Here is an 18,419-nt window from a genome sequence, read left to right as displayed (position 1 = left end):
TCATCCGGCCCTCATGCCGCGCCGGTGACGCCAGAGCAAGATCGGAACGAGACCGGACGCGGCGAAGGCGAGGAACGGCAGCAGCGTCTGCAGCAGCGCATAGGCGCCGATGATCCGGCGATTGCCGCCCGAAGCCAGCGCCACCGCTTCGGTCGTGATGGTCGGCAGCCGTCCGGCGCCGACGAGAACGGTCGGCAGATATTGTCCGACCGAGACGGCGAGGCCGATCGCCAGCGCGGTCAGCACCGGCGCGGTCAGCATCGGCAGACGCACCCATGTGAACACGGACATGCGCGAGCGGCCGAGGCTTGCCACGACCCGCTCGTAGCGGGGATCGAGGGCGAACCAGGGATCGGCGAGGGCCAGCGCCGCATAGGGCGCGACGAAGACGAGATGGACGGCGACGAGCAGCGGGATCGACGGGGTCAGGCCGACGACCAGAATCAGCACCTGCAGGCCGAAGACGAAGGAGATCTGCGGCACGATCAGCGGCAGATACAGCAACCCGGCGATCGCCCGGGGCAATCGCACCGCGCCGCCGCGCGCCGCCGGAAACCGGCGGCGATGGCCTTCGAGCAGCGCCATGACGAGGACCAGCGCCAGCAAGGCGGCGGCCAGCGCGACGACGAAGGTCGTCCAGAGCGGGCCGGACGCCCCGACGAGCGCCCGGCGCCAAGTGGTCAGGTCGAAGCTACGCGGCAACAGGTCGGGAAAGCCCCAGAGGCCCGCCACCGACCAGATCAGCAGCATCGCGAGCCCGAGAAAAACCGCGATCCCCGACAACGCGACCGGCACCGCGGCGAGATCGCGCGCCAGCCGATCGTGGGCGAAGCGCCGACCGGTGTGGGCGAAGCCTCGGCAGGCCCAGCCCATCACGCGCTCGCCGGCCAGCCAGACCAGAATGACGAACAGGGTCGCGCCAAGCTGCAAGATCGCCCCCGCGGAAGCCTGAAAGCGCATGGCCAGATCCGGATCGCCCATCCAGCCGAGCAACCGCACCGCGAGCGGCGCCGGCGTCGAGGGTCCGAGGATCAGCGCCACATCGACGACAGAGGAAGCAAAGGCCGCGACCGCGATGACCGGCAGACGGATCTGCCGGTAGACCGAGGGCCAGATCGCCAGCATGAAACCGGCGATCCGGCCATAGCCGAGCGAGCGGGCCAGCCGCATCCGCCGCTCGGGATCGGCCTGCGGCAGCGCGGCGAAGGCCACAAGCAGCAGGAACGGCATTTCCTTGGCGACCAGCGCGGCCATCATCGAAAGGGCAAGCGGATCACCGACGACCAAAAGATCCGGCGGGCGGTCGAAGCCGAGCGCGGCGGCGGCAAGGCGGAAGACCAGCCCGGACGGGGCGATCAGGAAGAGAAGGCCGAAGGCCGCGGCGGCATGGGGCACGGCCAACAGCGGCGCGAGACCTTGGCGGGCGAGGCGGAATGTGCGCGTGCCGAAGAAGGCGGCCAGAAAGATCGCTACGCCCACCACCGAGACGAAGGTCGTCAGCAGCCCGGACGCGACGCTCAACGCAACCGATGTACCGATGCCCGGCTCATTCAGGAGATCGCGAAACGGTTGCAGCGAGACCGTGTCCCCGCCAAGCGCCGGCAGATAGCCGAAGGCTGGGAGGATCGCGCCGGCGAGGCCAACAGCGACTGGAGCGGCGAGGAGGAGCGCGATCAGGTATGGGTTAATGAACAGACCGGAGGAGCGTGGTTGCCTATCGTTGCGCTCGCGTTGCGGCTGGGCTGATAGAGGTAACTGGTCCAAAGTCAGATCTATCGCCCGTAGTGCAGACGACACGCCGCAATTTCCAGTGTCTGGTTTGTCCCGCTTCCGGTCACCCGATAGACCAGCCGGTGTTCTCGGGTGATACGGCGGGACCACCAACCCTGGAGCCGCCCCTGCAAGGGTTCCGGCTTACCGATGCCGGAAAATGGTGATCGCATAGTGTCTTTGATCAACGCATTCAGGCGGCTGAGGCCGGTGCGACCGGTTTCTAGCCAGTATTGATATTCGGTCCAGGCGTCGGAGGAGAAGACAAGCTTCACTCCTCCGACAAGTCGTGGACCTCTCCCTTACCCGAATCAAGCTCGGAAATCGACCGTAACAGGCGCTCGGCATTGGTCGGAGAACTCAGGAGATGGAGCGTTTCGCGCATCCCCTCCCACTCCGATAGAGCCATAACGACCAGCGGCTCGTGGTTCTGCCGCGTGACCACCAGTTCGGTGCGGTCCGCTTCGACCCGATCGAAATAGGAGGCCATGTTGGCCCGAAGTTCCGAGAAATTCACGTACGACATGGGCCATCTCCTTGTGTACTTACTTATGTACAAATGAGCAATTCTGTCAATTTTCCCAGTCCCCGTCGCAACCGCCTATCCGACAATGCCCCCGATAACGTTGGCCAATCGGGGGCCCCTCAGCTCCCGTATCGCTTTTTCCACTCGGCCTCTATCCGCGTCATCCAGGAGGCGTGCGGCTCCGCCAGTACCGGGCCGAGTTCGGTCGGAGCCAGTGTCGCGACGCCGCGATCCAGATTGGCGAAGGCCTTTCGATCCTCTTCGGGCAGCTTGTCCATGGCCAGCACGGTCGGGTCGCCCCAATATTGCGGGTCTTCCTTGCGCAGTTGCGCTTCCGGCGAGAGCAGGAAATTGGCGACGACCATCGCCGCCGCCTTGCTTCCGGAATTATAGGGGATCGCGACGAAATGCGTGTTGCCGAGCGTGCCTCCCGGAAAGGTGAAGGAGCGCACCGTGTCCGGCAGTTCGCCGGCCGCGATCGCCGCCGACGCCTCGGCCGGGTTGAAGGCGAAGATGATGCCGAGTTCGCCGTCGGCGAGAAGCTGCTTCATCGCCGGATAGTTCTGCGGATAATCCCGGCCGCCGCGCCACAGCGCCGGACGGAGCGCGTCGAGCCAGGCCCAGAGCGGCGCCGTCACCGCCGCGAACGTCGCCTCGTCGACCGGTTTCGCGAGCACGGACGGGTCGTCCGCCTGTTCGATCAGCACCTGCTTCAGGAAGCTCGAGCCGATGAAGTCCGGCGGCGCCGGATAGGAGAATTGGCCCGGATTGGCCTTTGCCCATTCCAGCAGCGCGTCGGTGTCCTTTGGCATGTCGGCGACTGGGCCCGAGCGGGCGGTGTCGGTGAAGAACACCATCTTCGCCCCGCCCCAGGGCGATTCCTGGCCCTTGGTCGGGACGGTGGAATCGACGGTGACGCTGGGATTGGCCGTATCGACATAGCGCCAGTTCGGCAGCTGGGTCGCGAACCCCTCCGCCAGAAGGCCTTTCTCCTGCATCGAGACGAAATTCTCGCCATTGATCCAGACGAGGTCGACCGAACCGTCCGCGTCCTTGCCGGCGGTCTTTTCGGCAACGACCGCGGCGACGGCGTTCGCGGTGTCGTCGAGCTTGACATGCGTCAAAGTGACGCCGAACCGGTCCTTAACCTCGCCGGCCACCCACTGGATGTAATCGTTGATGTTCTGCGAGCCGCCCCAGGCGTTGAAATAGACGCTCTGGCCCTTCGCCTCCGCCAGAACCGCCTCCCAGTCGGATGGTTCAGGCTCGGCGGCACTGGCGGACACCCCAGCCAACACGGCGGAAGCGAGCGCGGCCGCCCCGACAATCCATGCCCTCATGATCGGTCCTCGTGATTTTCGCGCCGGCGCCATCAACTTTTCCGCGCCGGCGTCCCACATGCGCGCTAGATGACGCAGCGAACATGCTAAAAGCAACCGAATGCCGCTGTCGCCGGGCGACGTTGACTGCAACGTGATCGCCCGTGACGATCGGACATCATCGGTGGAGAAGGACCGAACCATGTCGGAGACCATGCGCGATGAGCGCAAGACACTGGTGCTGACCGGCGCCTCCCGGGGGATCGGCCATGCGACGGTGAAGCGCTTTTCGCGCGAGGGCTGGCGGGTGATCACCTGCTCGCGTCAGGATTTCGCCGACAACTGCCCCTGGCCGGCCGGCCCGGAGGACCACATCCGGGTCGATCTGTCGGATCAGGAGGACGTCGGCTTTGCCGTGTCGGAGATCCGCCGCCGGCTCGAAACCAACGGGTCGGAGCTGCATGCCCTGGTCAACAACGCCGCGATCTCGCCGAAGGGCGACGGCGGCGCGCGACTGGACTCGATCGGCACGACGATGCACGCCTGGCGCGACGTCTTCCAGGTGAATTTCTTCGCGCCGATCATGCTCGCCCGCGGCCTGTTCAAGGAATTGTCCAAGGCCAAGGGCTCGATCGTCAACATCACCTCCATCGCCGGCGGACGCGTGCATCCCTTCGCCGGCACCGCCTATGCCACCTCGAAGGCCGCGCTCAACTCGCTGACACGCGAGATGGCACATGATTTCGGTCCGGCGGGAATCCGGGTCAATGCGATCGCGCCCGGCGAGATCGAAACGGCGATCCTGTCGCCGGGCACCGAGAAGATGATCGAGGACATCCCGCTGCGCCGCCTCGGCCAGACCTCGGAAGTGGCGGACGTCATCTATTTCCTGTGCTCGGAGCAGGCCTCCTACGTCACCGGCTCCGAACTCCACATCAATGGCGGCCAGCACGTGTGATCGCGGGCCGAGCCCAGGCAGCCTCGCCGCTCAGTCCCCCGCCACCTCGTCGAGAACCTTGTCCAGATCGGCCTTGACGAGCGCCGTCAACAGGGCGGGAAACCGCTGCCTCTCGACGAGGCGAGCCAGGCTCCGCGCGTCGTCTCCCAGACCGAGCTTGGCGGCGGCCTGGAGCGCCCGGCTGTCGGCGAAGGGATAGAGCTCCTCCCAGACGGCCTGCACCTCGCGAAAGAAGATGTCGGCCCCGACATCGCCGATTCCCTTGAATTCCTTCAAGAGACGCCGCTCCTCCTGCGGATCGCGCTTAGCCCGTTCGCGCAGCTTGCGCAGGTCGCCGCCATATTCGGCGAGGCAGCGGTCGGCCATGTCCTGCAGAAAGCGCGAGGTCTTCTCGTCGTAGCGTGCGTAGCCGTTGCGGTTCAGGATCGTCACCCGTTCCTCCCACGTCGCCCTGGCCATGTGGTCGGCACTGGTCAGTCCCGCATCCTTCAGCGCCTTGACGGCTCGCAACGCTTGCTCGGCCGAAATCCGGGCGGAGAACAGATTGGCGGCGACCAGCCAAAGAAAGAGCGGCATCGGGGTGTTGCGGCCGAGGTCGAGGCCGATCTCCGCGGCATAGGTCGACCCGCCGCTATGCTTCAGGAGGCGGTCGACGACCGCTGAATTCCTCGCTGTCACGGCTCGGGCCTCCCTGCGGACGTTTTCAGCGCGCTCCCGTCCGTCCGGCGATCAACCGTGCCGGCCGAGACTGCGGGACGTGTCGAGCAGCCTGTCGACCAGCGCTTCCAGCGACGTTCGAGCGACGTCGTCGCTGAGCCGGCCATCGTCGTCGAAACCGCTGGCTGCGTTGGCCACGCTGCATTGCTGGGTGATGACGTCGGCGCCGAGCGCCCGCATCACCGTGCGCAGCGCCTCCAGTCCCCGCATGCCGCCGAAGCGACCGGGAGAGGCGGAGGCGAGCCCGACCACCAGCCCCTTGAAGGGCTGGATCGGACGCCCGTTCACCTTGCGCACCCGGCTCACCCAGTCGATGGTGTTTTTCATGAGCGGCACCAGCGAATGATTGTATTCCGGGCTCACCAGAAGCAACCCATCCTGCGCCGCGATCCTTTGCGCCAAGAGATTGGCGTTCTCGGGCACGCCAGCCTCGGCCTCATGGTCCCCGTCATAGATCGGCAGCGGATAGTCGGCCAGATCGACCAGGGTCACCACCGCGTCGGTCAGAGCCAGCATGCGAGACGCCTCGGCCGCGAGCCTGCGATTGTGGGAGGCCAGCCGCAGCGAGCCCGGAATGACGAGAATCCTGGCACTCAAGAGTCGACCGCTCCGGTCTGGCCCGCGCGGTCCTGCGAATAGATCCAGACACGCGCCGGCGGGATGTTCCGCCAGACCCTTGGCGAGGCCGACACGGAAAATACCCCCGGCACCGCCTCCACCGGTGGCTTGAGGAGATAGGAGAGCTGGGTGACGTTGCCCCCGGGAAGAAGCCGGGAAAAATAATCGCGAAACAGCGCCTGGCGCTCCGCCTGCCCGAGATTCGCGATCGGAATGGCGAACAGTATCGCGGCGAATTTTTCCGCGCGCCGTGGCCCCAGCGTCTTGTCGAGATCGAAGCCGTCGCCCTGGATCACATTCACCCGGGGAAACCGTTGGCGCAGCATCCGGGCGAAATCCGGGTCATATTCGATCGAGGTGATGCGCTCCGGCGCAATGCCGTGGTCGAGCAACGCGCGCGTCACCACGCCAAGACCTGGGCCAAGCTCGAGGATCGGGCCATCGAGCTCGGTCGTCGCGTGTCGTACCATCATGTTGCAATAGGCGCGGCTGGACGGCGCGACAGCGCCCATCTTGATCGGATGCCGCGCCCAACTGGCTAGAAATCGCGCCCAGTCGGTCGCGCTGCTACCCGTGCCACTTTCCGGCGTATTCAAATCCCCGTCTCCGGCCATGGACGCTTCCGTCCCGATTCCACCCAACGCGCCCGTCGCCACTAGGCGGAGCGATAGACCAACACTCTTGCCGGCGGCAGGTTCCGTTTGATCCACGGGCTGGTCTCAAGTCGCGCGCCGATCCGTCGCGGCTTCACCGGCACGGTGAGAGCGTAGGAAAACTGGATGAACGGGGCGCCCGGCTGCATCCGGGCCAATGCGCCGCCGACGACGCGTTCGCGTTTTTCGTCCGGCTTGGTGAACAGCGGCAAGCCGGAAACCACGGCCTCCAGACGCCGGCCGGCAAGCGCCTTGTCGACGGCGTGACTGGGCGCATAGGCGTCGCCCTGAATGATGTGCGCGGCCGGGAAACGAGCCCGCAACAGGACACAGAACTCCGGCGAGAACTCGACCAGGACCAGAGCGGCTTCCGGCACGCCCCGGTCGATCAGGCACTGCGTCACCACGCCGGTGCCGGGGCCGAGTTCGAGGATCCTTGAGTGGTCGTCGAACCGGGCCGGATCGGGAACGGCCGCCGCCATGGACATGCCGAGCGCGCGCGAGGAAGGCGAAACGGCGCCCATGACCAACGGTCTCTGCAACCAGCCCCTGAAAAACCGAGCCTCGTCACTGACCTTCAGACGTGGCCTGTCGCGCAGTGCTTTGAGCCGCTCGCGCGCGCGATGGGGAGGACGCGGTTCCAGGGTTCCCAACACTCGCAAACACTCCCGTCCCTTCGCAGCCGTGGCTTCGACATGAACCCGCTGCCCGGTTCATTTACGAGTTCGCGATGCAAAGGTCGACTAATTGATTTGACCTTCGCTCCCCCGGCGCCGCTCAGGTCTCGCTCAGATGCTCGAAAAACTCCTTCATCCGGGAGAAGAATCCGGTCGACTGCGGCGAATTTTCCGAAGAGGAGATCTCTTCGAACTCCTCCAGAAGCTCCCGCTGGCGACGCGAGAGTTTCTGCGGCGTCTCGATCGTCACCTGGATAAAGAGATCGCCGATCTGCGGCGAACGCAGCACCGGCATGCCCTTGCCCCGCACCCGGAACTGCTTGCCGGTCTGGGTGCCGTCCGGGATCTTCACGCGGGTCGTGTTGCCGTCCAGCGTGGAGACGTCGAAATGCCCGCCAAGCGCCGCGGTGGTCATCGACACCGGCACCTGGCAGAACAGATCGGCGCCGTCGCGCTGGAAGAATTCGTGCGGCTTCACCGACAGGAAGATGTAGAGGTCGCCGGCCGGGCCGCCGCGTAGGCCGGCCTCCCCCTCGCCCGCCAGCCGGATGCGCGTTCCGTCCTCGATGCCGGCCGGAATGTTGACCGACAGTTTACGCTCCTCGGGCAGGCGGCCATCGCCTCCGCATTTGCCGCAGGGGTCGGCGATGACCTGGCCGCGGCCCTGACAGGTCGGGCAGCTTCGCTCGATCGAAAAGAAGCCCTGCGCGGCCCGCACGCGGCCGATGCCGCCGCAGGTCGAACAGGTTTTCGGGCTGGAGCCGGGACGGGCGCCGGTGCCAGTGCATTCGTCGCACTGGATCGTCGTCGGCACGCCGATCTCGGCGGTCTTGCCGGCGAAGGCCTCCTCCAGGCTGATTTCCATGTTGTAGCGAAGATCGGAGCCGCGCTCGCGGCCACCGCTCGGCTGGCGCCCGCGCGAGCGGCCGCCCATCATCTCGCCGAAGATGTCGTCGAAGATGTCCGCCATGGACGAGGAAAAGTCGCCGCGGAAACCGCCGCCGCCATTGCCGTTCTGGAATGCCGCGTGACCGAAGCGATCGTAGGCCGAGCGCTTCTGCTGGTCTTTCAGCACCTCGTAAGCTTCACCGAGTTCCTTGAACTTTCCCTCCGCCTCGGCGTCGCCGGGATTGCGGTCGGGATGATATTGCATCGCGAGCTTGCGAAATGCGACCTTCAGTCCCTTCTCGTCGACGTCCCGGGAGACGCCAAGCATTTCGTAGTAATCGGCCTTCATTCACGCTTCCATCGGTTCTTCGGCGGGCGGATCGGGGCAAACGTCACCGGCGCCTGGCATCGGGGCGCCGCGATAACGAACCTTCGATGTAGGAACGGATGGCTTGCGATACCATAGCGGCAGGTCGGATGAAAAGCGCCGCCATGTCCTTGTCCGCAGTCAGACAAAGTCGGCTCAGGCCGAGGCCACGCCCGCAGGCTTTGCGGAGGATGCGCGCCGCGGCCCGGCGATCAGATTGCCGAAGCGCCGCTCCAGATAGCGATCGGACAGCATGGCGATCGCCACGGTCGCGGCCATCGGCACCGTCCAGTAGACGTAGAATTCCACGCTATCGAGTGGCTCCAGCCAGCGATCCCAGACGATTGTCAGGAATAGGAATTCCATGACGGGGTGCCAGAGATAGATGCCGAAGGCGACACGCGTGAACGGCATGAGCCGGGCGAGCGCGCCGGTCGAAGTCGGCCGGGCGGTCTCGGCGAGCGCCGTTGCCGTCAGCGACGCGGCGAGCAGCGCGAGCGTCAGATAGGGGGTGGTCTGGCCGATCATCGTCGCGAGCGCGGCGGCAAACAGCATCAGGCCAGGCCAATGCGATCGGATATCGACCGACCGGCGCGCGACCAGGACGGCGATGATCGCTCCCATGACGAAATCGGCGAAGGCGCGGTAGGCCCCGAGCGTGTCGGCGCTCGTCCAGTGCCCGGACGGAAAGACGCCGCGCGAGGAGGCATATTCCAGCCCCGCCACCCAGACCGCCAGCATCAGCAGAAGGCCGCCCAGGCCCTTCCAGCGAAACATGACCAGGATCAGCGGAAACAGGGCGTAGGAAAAGAACTCGGCGCTGACCGACCAGGAAACGTAGTTCAGCGCGAGATCGCGAGTCGTGCCGAGCGCGTGCAAGGCAAGAAGGTGCTCGGGCAGCGCCGCAAGTTCCCGCGCGAAAGGATAGTGGTCGGCACCCGCCAGCCAGGCGGCGAGCGCGACAGCGGCGAAGAACATGGTGACGATGAAATGCAGCGGGTAGAGGCGGGCGACGCGCCGGCGCATGAAATCGCGATAGTCGGCGGCCGAGCGGATCAGACCAGCGTAGCGCGTGGCGATGAAGAACCCCGAAATCATGAAGAACATGTCGAGGAGCGGTAAAAGCCGGCGCAGGAAGTCCGTGCCCGTCTCCGCGCCATAGGGCGCCGAATACAGGAAATGATAGGCCATCACCAGCATCGCGGCGATGAACCGCCAGCAGTCGAACACGCGGTAGTACACGGCCAAGCTCCCGCACGCATCGTCAGCTTACCGACAGGCGCCGTGGCGACGGCCCCTGCGTTCAACCCTCGATAGGCACGCAGAGGCTCGACACTGCAAGCCAAGCCTTGAGAACTGGTTAACCCGCGCCCGGGCTTCGCCCCCGAACGCCGATAGCCCCGGCGCGGGCGCCGGGGCTATCGATCATGACGAAACGGCCCCCTGCGGGAAACCGCCGACCTAAGGCATCAGGCCGATTTCTTCTGGTCCTCTTCGCCGTCGACTTCCTCGAAGTCGGCGTCGACCACATCGTCCTTGGCGGCCGCCTCGGCCTCACCCGCCTCGCCGGCCGGCTGTTCGGCCTGGGCGGCCTCGTACATGGCCTGACCGAGCTTCATCGACACTTCGGCAAGACGATCGCTCTTGGTCTTGATCGTCTCGGCGTCGGCCTCTTCCTTCTGGAGTTCGGCCTTCAGATCGTCGATCGCCGAGCGGATCGCGACGCGATCCTCCTCGGAGACCTTGTCGCCATAGTCCTCAAGCGACTTCTCGGCCGAATGCACCAGGCTTTCGCCCTGGTTCTTCGCCTCGACGGCCGCCCGCCGCTTCTTGTCTTCCTCGGCGTGGCTCTCGGCATCCTTGACCATCTGCTCGATGTCGGCGTCGCTGAGGCCGCCGGAGGCCTGGATGGTGATACGCTGTTCCTTGTTGGTGCCTTTGTCCTTGGCCGAGACATTGACGATGCCGTTGGCGTCGATGTCGAAGGTCACCTCGCTCTGCGGTATGCCGCGCGGTGCCGGCGGAATGCCCTCGAGATTGAAGCGTCCCAGCGACTTGTTGTCGGCCGCCATCTCGCGCTCGCCCTGATAGACCTGGATGGTCACCGCGTTCTGGTTGTCCTCGGCAGTGGAGAAGACCTGGCTCTTCTTGGTGGGGATCGTGGTGTTGCGGTCGATCAGGCGCGTGAACACGCCACCCAGCGTCTCGATGCCGAGCGACAGCGGCGTCACGTCAAGCAACAGCACATCCTTGACGTCGCCCTGGAGAACGCCGGCCTGGATCGCCGCACCCATGGCCACGACCTCGTCCGGGTTGACGCCCTTGTGAGGCTCCTTGCCAAAGAAGGTCTTCACCGTCTCCTGGATCTTCGGCATGCGCGTCATGCCGCCGACCAGCACGACCTCGTCGATGTCCGCGGCCGTCAGACCGGCATCCTTGAGGGCCGCCTTGCAGGGGCCGACGGTGCGCTGGACCAGATCGTCGACGAGGCTCTCGTATTTGGAGCGCGTCAGCTTCATCGTCAGGTGCTTCGGACCCGACTTGTCGGCGGTGATAAACGGCAGGTTGACCTCGGTCTGGCTGGCCGAGGAGAGCTCGATCTTGGCTTTTTCCGCGGCCTCCTTGAGGCGCTGCAGGGCAAGCTTGTCGCCCTTCAGATCGATGCCCTGATCCTTCTTGAACTCGGCCGCGAAATAGTCGACGAGGCGCATGTCGAAATCCTCGCCGCCGAGGAAAGTATCGCCATTGGTCGACTTCACCTCGAAGACCCCGTCGCCGATCTCCAGGATCGACACGTCGAAGGTGCCGCCGCCGAGATCGTAGACCGCGATGGTCTTGCCGTCGTTCTTGTCGAGGCCGTAGGCGAGCGCCGCCGCGGTCGGCTCGTTGATGATGCGCAGCACGTCGAGACCGGCGATCTTGCCGGCGTCCTTGGTGGCCTGACGCTGAGCATCGTTGAAATAGGCCGGGACGGTGATGACGGCCTTCTCGACCTTTTCGCCGAGATAGGCTTCGGCGGTTTCCTTCATCTTCTGAAGGATCATCGCCGAAATCTGCGACGGCGAATATTTCTCGCCATTGGCCTCGACCCAGGCATCGCCATTGGATCCCTGGACGATGGCGAAAGGCACCATCTTCTTGTCCTTGGCCACGGTCGGATCTTCGTAGCGGCGACCGATCAGACGCTTGACCGCGAACAAGGTGTCCTCGGGATTGGTTACCGCCTGGCGCTTGGCCGGCTGGCCCACCAGACGCTCGCCATCATCGGTGAACGCCACCATGGAGGGCGTCGTGCGCGCGCCTTCGGCGTTCTCGATGACCTTGGCGTTCTTGCCGTCCATGACGGCGACGCAGGAATTGGTGGTGCCAAGGTCGATACCGATTACCTTCGCCATGAATATTCTCCTTCTTGAGCGAGCCGCCCGGGACCCTCGATGAGGCATTCCGGCAAGGGCAGCCCCCGAAATTCTTGGAAGTACCGCCGAGCCGAAACGTCAGGACAGTCGGCTCTGCGGGGCTGGCGGCTATATATGAAGTGCGGTTTGGGGGTGCAAGTCGACCGGTGGCGGTTTCCGCGACCTGGCCCCCGCGGAGGTCGGGCAAAGCTGGAAACGGCAAGTCGCGGTGGCGGCCCGATCCCGGAGCCCTAATTGCCCTCTTCATAGCCTTGCGAGCGATTCCAAGGCGCCGCCAGGGAGCCATCGCCATGAACGGTATCATCTATCTTGTCGGACTCGTGGTCGTCGTCGCCGTGATCCTGTCTTTCCTCGGCGTGTTCTAGGAGCCGGAGCCAGGGTCAGGCGGATCTTCCGCGGCCTTGGGTCAACGCGAAACGCGGTGCGCGGACTTGCTTGCGAGAGCCAGCGGGATCGGTTAGGGAGAGATCGTCCGTTCGCCGATGTCCCTCGCGGAACGTCGCCCGCGATCGGGGCACCCGTAGCTCAGCTGGATAGAGCGCTGCCCTCCGAAGGCTGATGTCAAGGGGTTGGCAGAACGTAAGGAGACGAAAAGAAGTAGTAAGAACAAGGATTTGCGAGGCCCTCGTTCTTGTCTGTAAACTCTCGAAAAGTTCGCGTAAGCACTGCGTAAGCAGTTGCGACCCCGTAAGCACCCATAGCTCAGCTGGATAGAGCGTCGCCCTCCGAAGGCGAAGGTCTCAGGTTCGAATCCTGATGGGTGCGCCATTTTCCATTTAAAAACAATGACCTGCGCCGACGCTGGCTGACACATCAGCGTGCTATTAGCCCGAAAACCATCGCGGCAATCTGCCTCGGCATACTTCTCGGTTTCGGGCACCATCTGCCTTTCAGAACAGCACAACGTCCGCTGGAATGCGCCTGAAACTGCAGGCAGGTGCATATCAGGAGGGCGCGCTCATTATAACTTGCCGCCGGATGGCCGACCCATGGGGCCGGCCGACGTTGGCGAGGTTGCCAAGCTAGGAAAGGTGGTTGCGGGGGCTGGATCTGATCATAACTTGCGCTCCGAGCAAGCAAAGATGGTTGCGGGGAGGTGCACCCGCAATAACTTACCCTCAGCAGACGGCCGCCCGATGAGGCAGGCCGACCTTGGGGAGGTAGCCGAGAAAATAAGGGTCGTTGTGGGGATGTGCACCCGCCTCAACTTGCTTTTCCAAACGGCCGGATAGCCTATCAAGGTTTTTCGTCAACTCGGGCTTGATCTGCCATTCGCATGCTGCTTCGCGAGAAGGTCAGGAAGTTGGTGGCTGACCTGGCCAGACCTTTCCAGCGCACGGGCAGATGAAGCTCAAGCAGATCGAGATCGACCGTCTGCGTTGGAAGATCATCGAGCTTAAAGGGGAGTGTGACATCCTAAACAAGGGCCGTAGCCTCCATCCGACGTTCGACGCTACGGCGTCGCGAGAATCTCGGTGGCACGAAAGAGGGTCGCCCGCCGTCCCAGGGACAGGCTGTTGCCGGTCTGGTGGCGAGCGTCGAGATAGCCGACCACTCGGGCCTTCGGCACTGTAAGAGGGCGTACCTCTCGGGCGTCTGTCTCATTCAGCACCAGTCGTTCATCGCGGGACGTAGCTCGTGGTGGAAGGCGCCCGAAGCGCCAGAATGTCGTGTCCGTCCTGCACCGATTGCGATTCCGATGCTGCTTGCCGCCCTGACACCGCTGATTGCCGTCTTCGGGCTCCTGGTAATCCTGCGGCTGCCGGCGGCCACGGCCATGCCGTTGAGCCTGGTGCTCACGGCCGGCGTGAGCACCATCGTCTGGAAGGTTCCGGTCCGGCAGGTACTCGCGGCATCGATCGAGGGCATGGTCATCGCGGCGTCGATCCTGTGGATCGTGTTCGGCGCCATCCTCCTCTTGAAAGTCCTGACCGAAGGCGGCGCGATGGCGGCGATCCGCAGCGGGTTCATGCGCATCACGCCGGATCCGCGCGCGCAGATCATCCTGATTGCCTGGCTGTTCGGCGCCTTCCTCGAAGGCGCGGCCGGCTTCGGGACGCCGGCGGCGATCACCGCGCCTCTGTTGGTGGCGCTGGGCTTCACGCCGATGGCGGCCGTCGTCCTCGCCCTGATCGCGGACAGCAGCCCTGTCTCCTTCGGCGCCATCGGCACGCCGGTCGTGGTCGGTCTCGCCCAGGGCCTGCAGGAGGGCAGCGACCACGCGCCGGCCGTCGTTGCTGCACTCGGCGACGTGCCCGCGGCCGACTTCCTTCAGGGCGTCGCCGTGCAAGCGGTCATGATCGACCTGTTTGTCGGAACAACGATACCGTTAATCATGGTCGTTGTGCTCGCCCGCTTCTTCGACCCCGGGCGGAACTGGAGGGACGGCTTGCGCGCCTGGCGCTTCGCTCTGTTCGCCGGCCTCGCCTTCACCGGGCCGGCCCTGGGTGTCGCGGTTCTGCTCGGCCCCGAGTTCCCCTCGCTGATCGGCGCCCTCGTTGGTTTGGCGCTGGTGACCCCGGTGGCGCGCAAGGGATGGCTGCTGCCCCGGGACGGCCTGTCGCAAGGCAAGGGCGAACAGGTGAGCGGCCCGCCGGTCCCTGCGGCAATGCCGCTTGCCCGCGCCTGGACGCCCTATCTGCTGCTGGCGGCGCTGCTGGTGGCGACGCGCCTGGACGTCCTGCCGCTGAAGGGATGGCTGCAGGCGGTCAGGTTATCCTGGACGGGCATTCTGGGGACCGACATCGGCGTCTCGGTCGCACCGCTCTATCTTCCCGGGGCCGGCCTCGTCGCCGTCGCTTTGGCCGCGATCGTGTTCTTCCGGATGGGCGCCGGCCAAGCAGGCAGCGCCCTGCGCGACGCCGGCCGCGTCCTCATCGGCACCGCCTTGGCGCTCGGCGCCGCCGTGTCCATGGTGCGCGTCTTCATCCAGTCGGGCGTGAACGACGCAGGCCTCGCCAGCATGCCGATGGAGCTCGCGATCGTCGCCGCCGAATCCGCCGGGGGCGCCTGGCCGCTGGTCGCCCCCCTGGTCGGCGCCATGGGCGCCTTTCTGTCGGGCAGCGCCACCTTCAGCAACATGATGTTCGCGCTGCTCCAGTTCAGCGCCGCCGACAGGGCGGGCCTCCCGGAGACGACGGTGCTGGCCGCACAGATGCTCGGGGCGAACGCGGGCAACATGGTCTCGGTGGTCAATGTCGTCGCCGCGGCCGCCGTCGTCGGCTTGCTCCGCCAGGAGGGCGCCGTCATCCGATTCACGCTCCTGCCGATGCTCTATTACACCACCATGGCCGGGTTGCTGGCGCTTGCATTCGTGGCGGCCTCGTAGCCCATGGAGCATGCTCTTCATCTCTTGCTTCTGCTGATCGTCACGCGGCTGTTCGGCGAGCTGTCCGAACGGCTGGGGCAGCCTGCCTCGATGGGCGAGATCGTCGCCGGCGTCGCGATCGCGCTCGCCGCTGCCGCATCGCTGCCGATCCCCCTTCTCGCGAGCCTGGCAGAAAGCCCGTTCCTCGAGGTCGCCGCCGAGTTCGGCATCTTCTTCCTGCTGCTGCTTGCCGGCATCGAGATGCGCCCGCGGGAGATCGCCGAGCATTCGGGCGGTTCCCTCGCGGTCGCTCTCGGCGGCGTGCTCGTTCCGCTCGGCGCCGGATTCGCACTGGCTTGGTTTGCTTTGCCTGAGACGCCGCTGAAGTTCGCGCAGGCGCTCCTGGTCGGTGTGGCACTGTCGATCTCGGCGGTCCCCGTGGCAGTGAGCATCTTCAGGGAGCTTGGATACCTCCACACCCGCGTCGGTCGGACAGTGGTGTCGGCGGCGATCTTCGACGACGTGATCGGGCTGATGCTGCTCGCCGTGGTGACCGGGGTGATCGAGACGGGCGCCAGTCCGGATCTGGCCGCAATGTTGGCGCTGCTCGGGAGGGCCGGCCTGTTTTTCCTGATTGCCATAGCGGTGGGCCTGTTCCTCTATCCACGCCTTTCGCGGGCGGTCTCTCGCATGCGCATCCCGGCGCCGCACTTCAGCACGCTCATGGCGCTGGCGCTTGGTTTCGCCGTGTTGGCGGAGGCCCTGGGCATGGACTTCATCCTGGGCCCGTTCATGGCCGGTCTGTTCTTTGATCCGGAGACCGTCGGGGCCAAAATCTACGACGGCATCAAGCGAAGCGTCGGAGATTTTACGGACGGATTGCTGGCGCCGCTCTTCTTCGCCTCGATCGGCGTTCGGGTCGAACTCGGCGCCGTAACCGCAGTTCCGGGTTTCCTGCTCGCGCTCGTAGGCGTGGCATTTCTGGGCAAGTTGCTTGGCGCAGGACTGCCGGCACGGCTCGCTGGACTGTCGTCGCGAGAGTCGCTCGCGGTCGGCGTCGGCATGAGCGGGCGCGGCGCGGTCGAGCTGATCATTGCCAGCATCGCACTCGAAGCCGGCTTGTTCGATCAGCCCGATCCCATCGTCGCCAACCACTTCTCCGCTCTCGTGATCATGGCCGTGGTGACGACGCTGATTATGCCTTTCGGTTTGCGACGCGTCCTGCGGTGATCGACCTTGCGGTTGCAAGGGCGCCGCGTTGGTGCTCGATCTCCGGAACGAAGGTCTCAGCGTTTTCACTGTGTAATGTGCAGGCGGCGGAGCCGTCTGTGACCGTGTGGTCGCTCGCTCGAAACGCCGGACTGCAGCAAGGCAAAAGGAACGTGATCCAGATCGGCGGCGGCAGCGCGAGGCAGGCCAAACACGGAACGGACGAAGGAAGACCGATGAGCCATGCCGATCGCCAGCAGCGCACCATCGACGCCGTTATCTTCGACCTGGACGGCGTGGTGACGCGGACGGCGCGTCTGCATGCTGCGGCCTGGAAGCGGCTGTTCGACGATTATCTTGCGCAGCGCGCAGCGCAGCGGGGCGAGCCGTTCCAGCCCTTCGACGCGGATGAGGACTATCGGCGCTTCGTCGACGGCAAGCCGCGCTACGAGGGGGTGCGGAGCTTTCTCGAATCCCGCGGCATCGAGCTGCCCTGGGGCGCTCCCGGCGATCCGCCGGATCGCGAGACGGTCTGCGGCCTAGGTAACGCCAAGAACGCGCTGTTCCAGGAACTGCTGGCGCAGGGCGGCGTGGAGGTCTTCGACGGGGCGGTCGGCTTCATCCGCGCCCTGAAGGAGAACGGCAGAGAGGTGGCGCTCGTCTCCTCCAGCAAGAATACCGCGGCGGTGCTCGCCTCGGCGGGGCTTGCCGACCTTTTCGAGGTCCGGGTGGACGGGGTGGAGGCGGCGCGCCTCGGCCTCAGGGGCAAGCCGCACCCCGACACCTTCCTGGAGGCGGCGCGGCGCCTGGGCGTCGAGCCGGCGCGGGCAGCGGTTGTGGAGGACGCAATCGCCGGCGTCGCGGCCGGCCGGGCCGGCAATTTCGGCCTGGTGATCGGCGTCGTCCGGTCGGGTGACGGCACCGGGCTGCGAGCCGGCGGCGCCGATCTCGTGGTCGGGAATCTGACGGAACTCGGCGACGGGACGGCCCTGCGGGCAAGGCCCCGCCTGGATGCCGCCGCCCTCCCGAACGCGCTGGATCGCGCCGCCGAGATCCGGGCCCGCCTTGATGGCAAACGACCAGCTGTCTTCCTCGATTATGACGGCACGCTGACGCCGATCGTCGATCGGCCCGAGCTGGCGGTGCTCTCCGAAGACATGCGCGCGATAGTCCGGGGTCTCGCCGAGCGTTGCCCGGTCGCCATCGTCAGCGGCCGCGACCGTGCCGATGTCGAACGGCTGGTCGGGCTCGACGGCCTCGTCTATGCCGGCAGCCACGGCTTCGACATCGCGGGACCTGGCGGCCTGCGCAAGGAACACGAGCGCGCCGCCGCGTTTCTGCCGGCGCTCGACCGGGCCGAAGAGCGGCTGCGGCGGGAGGTCGCCGGCATCGACGGCGCGCTGGTCGAGCGCAAGAAGTTCGCCATCGCCGTCCATTACAGGCTGGTGGCCGACGATCAGGTCGCACGCGTCGAGAGTGCCGTGGCGGCGATCGCTGCCGAGATCACCGACCTCCGTCGCACCGCCGCCAAGAAGGTGTTCGCCCTGCGGCCGCGCGTTGACTGGGACAAGGGCCGGGCCGTGCTCTGGCTGCTGACGGCGCTGGGGCTCGACCGGGAAGATGTCCTGCCCCTTTATCTCGGCGATGACGACACCGACGAGGACGCGTTCGCGGCACTGAAGGGCCGCGGCCTCGGCATCCTGGTGACTGAAGCAGACCACCCCACCGCAGCCGACTACCTGCTGGCGAATACGGAGGAGGTCGGCCGGTTCCTGGGCGAACTCGTCGCCATTCTGGGAGACCCCACGCGATGACGGACTGGACGCTTTCCTATGAGGGGTTCGAGCCGGCCCAAGAGGGGCTGCGCGAGGCGCTGTGCACGCTCGGCAACGGCTATTTCGCCGCCCGCGGCGCCTCCGAGGAAGCCGAGGCCGACGATACGCATTATCCCGGGACCTCCCTCGCCGGCGGCTATAATCGCCTCGCCACCGAGG

General features: G+C 65.7%; 17 protein-coding genes and 1 tRNA gene. 6 read left to right on the top strand and 12 right to left on the bottom strand.

The window, feature by feature from the left end:
• The 4 genes from MJ956_RS01710 to MJ956_RS01695 all read right to left on the bottom strand — a co-directional run bounded on the left by MJ956_RS01710 (nt 1) and on the right by MJ956_RS01695 (nt 3,636).
• On the bottom strand, nt 1-1,764 hold the full coding sequence (locus MJ956_RS01710; protein WP_341482685.1) for an ABC transporter permease: 1,764 nt from the start codon (nt 1,762-1,764) through the stop codon (nt 1-3).
• 8 nt (nt 1,765-1,772) lie between these two features.
• The gene (locus tag MJ956_RS01705; protein ID WP_253962754.1) at nt 1,773-2,045 is read right to left on the bottom strand and encodes a Txe/YoeB family addiction module toxin; all 273 of its coding nucleotides are present in this window, start codon (nt 2,043-2,045) and stop codon (nt 1,773-1,775) included.
• Complete coding sequence (locus tag MJ956_RS01700; protein WP_253962753.1) at nt 2,042-2,296, bottom strand: type II toxin-antitoxin system Phd/YefM family antitoxin; 255 nt, start codon at nt 2,294-2,296, stop codon at nt 2,042-2,044. The genes MJ956_RS01705 and MJ956_RS01700 overlap by 4 nt, the downstream gene beginning before the upstream one ends.
• Before the next feature lie 119 nt (nt 2,297-2,415).
• Nucleotides 2,416-3,636: an ABC transporter substrate-binding protein gene (locus MJ956_RS01695; protein ID WP_253962752.1), complete on the bottom strand. Its 1,221-nt coding sequence runs from the start codon at nt 3,634-3,636 to the stop codon at nt 2,416-2,418.
• 181 nt (nt 3,637-3,817) lie between these two features.
• Between MJ956_RS01695 and MJ956_RS01690 the strand changes: the two genes are divergently transcribed.
• A complete protein-coding gene (locus MJ956_RS01690) occupies nt 3,818-4,573 on the top strand; it encodes an SDR family NAD(P)-dependent oxidoreductase (protein WP_206453799.1) in 756 nt (251 codons plus the stop codon).
• A gap of 30 nt (nt 4,574-4,603) precedes the next feature.
• On the opposite strand, the gene MJ956_RS01685 is transcribed toward MJ956_RS01690, so the two are convergent.
• From MJ956_RS01685 to dnaK, 7 genes are all read right to left on the bottom strand, one after another.
• Complete coding sequence (locus MJ956_RS01685) at nt 4,604-5,251, bottom strand: hypothetical protein (RefSeq protein WP_253962751.1); 648 nt, start codon at nt 5,249-5,251, stop codon at nt 4,604-4,606.
• A 51-nt stretch (nt 5,252-5,302) separates the two neighbouring features.
• The gene (locus tag MJ956_RS01680) at nt 5,303-5,887 is read right to left on the bottom strand and encodes an NADPH-dependent FMN reductase (RefSeq protein ID WP_253962750.1); all 585 of its coding nucleotides are present in this window, start codon (nt 5,885-5,887) and stop codon (nt 5,303-5,305) included.
• A complete protein-coding gene (locus tag MJ956_RS01675) occupies nt 5,884-6,522 on the bottom strand; it encodes a class I SAM-dependent methyltransferase (protein ID WP_253962749.1) in 639 nt (212 codons plus the stop codon). The genes MJ956_RS01680 and MJ956_RS01675 overlap by 4 nt, the downstream gene beginning before the upstream one ends.
• A 41-nt stretch (nt 6,523-6,563) precedes the next feature.
• Complete coding sequence (locus MJ956_RS01670) at nt 6,564-7,085, bottom strand: class I SAM-dependent methyltransferase (protein WP_253962748.1); 522 nt, start codon at nt 7,083-7,085, stop codon at nt 6,564-6,566.
• 253 nt (nt 7,086-7,338) lie between these two features.
• Complete coding sequence (gene dnaJ / locus MJ956_RS01665) at nt 7,339-8,475, bottom strand: molecular chaperone DnaJ (protein ID WP_253962747.1); 1,137 nt, start codon at nt 8,473-8,475, stop codon at nt 7,339-7,341.
• Nucleotides 8,476-8,649: 174 nt separating this feature from the next.
• Nucleotides 8,650-9,735, bottom strand: a complete 1,086-nt coding sequence (locus MJ956_RS01660) for an acyltransferase family protein (protein ID WP_253962746.1) — start codon at nt 9,733-9,735, stop codon at nt 8,650-8,652.
• Nucleotides 9,736-9,962: 227 nt separating this feature from the next.
• Nucleotides 9,963-11,936: a molecular chaperone DnaK gene (dnaK, locus tag MJ956_RS01655; RefSeq protein ID WP_256477694.1), complete on the bottom strand. Its 1,974-nt coding sequence runs from the start codon at nt 11,934-11,936 to the stop codon at nt 9,963-9,965.
• Between the two features lie 664 nt (nt 11,937-12,600).
• On the opposite strand from dnaK, the gene MJ956_RS01650 reads away from it, so the two are divergent.
• Nucleotides 12,601-12,677 (top strand) — tRNA-Arg (locus MJ956_RS01650).
• A gap of 685 nt (nt 12,678-13,362) precedes the next feature.
• Here MJ956_RS01650 and MJ956_RS01645 read toward each other — a convergent pair.
• Nucleotides 13,363-13,521 (bottom strand): hypothetical protein, encoded by a 159-nt coding sequence (locus MJ956_RS01645; RefSeq protein WP_253962744.1) that lies wholly within the window; start codon nt 13,519-13,521, stop codon nt 13,363-13,365.
• 87 nt (nt 13,522-13,608) lie between these two features.
• Here MJ956_RS01645 and MJ956_RS01640 point away from each other — a divergent pair, with 87 nt between their 5' ends.
• From MJ956_RS01640 to MJ956_RS01625, 4 genes are all read left to right on the top strand, one after another.
• A complete protein-coding gene (locus MJ956_RS01640; RefSeq protein ID WP_253962743.1) occupies nt 13,609-15,237 on the top strand; it encodes an L-lactate permease in 1,629 nt (542 codons plus the stop codon).
• A gap of 3 nt (nt 15,238-15,240) precedes the next feature.
• The gene (locus MJ956_RS01635) at nt 15,241-16,446 is read left to right on the top strand and encodes a cation:proton antiporter (protein ID WP_253962742.1); all 1,206 of its coding nucleotides are present in this window, start codon (nt 15,241-15,243) and stop codon (nt 16,444-16,446) included.
• 215 nt (nt 16,447-16,661) lie between these two features.
• The gene (gene otsB / locus MJ956_RS01630; RefSeq protein WP_253962741.1) at nt 16,662-18,239 is read left to right on the top strand and encodes a trehalose-phosphatase; all 1,578 of its coding nucleotides are present in this window, start codon (nt 16,662-16,664) and stop codon (nt 18,237-18,239) included.
• A partial coding sequence (locus MJ956_RS01625; RefSeq protein WP_253962740.1) for a hypothetical protein occupies nt 18,236-18,419 on the top strand: 184 nt, incomplete at its 3' end. The genes otsB and MJ956_RS01625, both read left to right, overlap by 4 nt.

It is taken from the genome of Aurantimonas marianensis, assembly GCF_024195285.1.
Lineage (GTDB): Bacteria > Pseudomonadota > Alphaproteobacteria > Rhizobiales > Rhizobiaceae > Aurantimonas > Aurantimonas marianensis.
The sequence above is the reverse complement of the archived record's forward strand: the minus strand, read 5'-3'. Positions and strand labels throughout refer to the sequence as shown.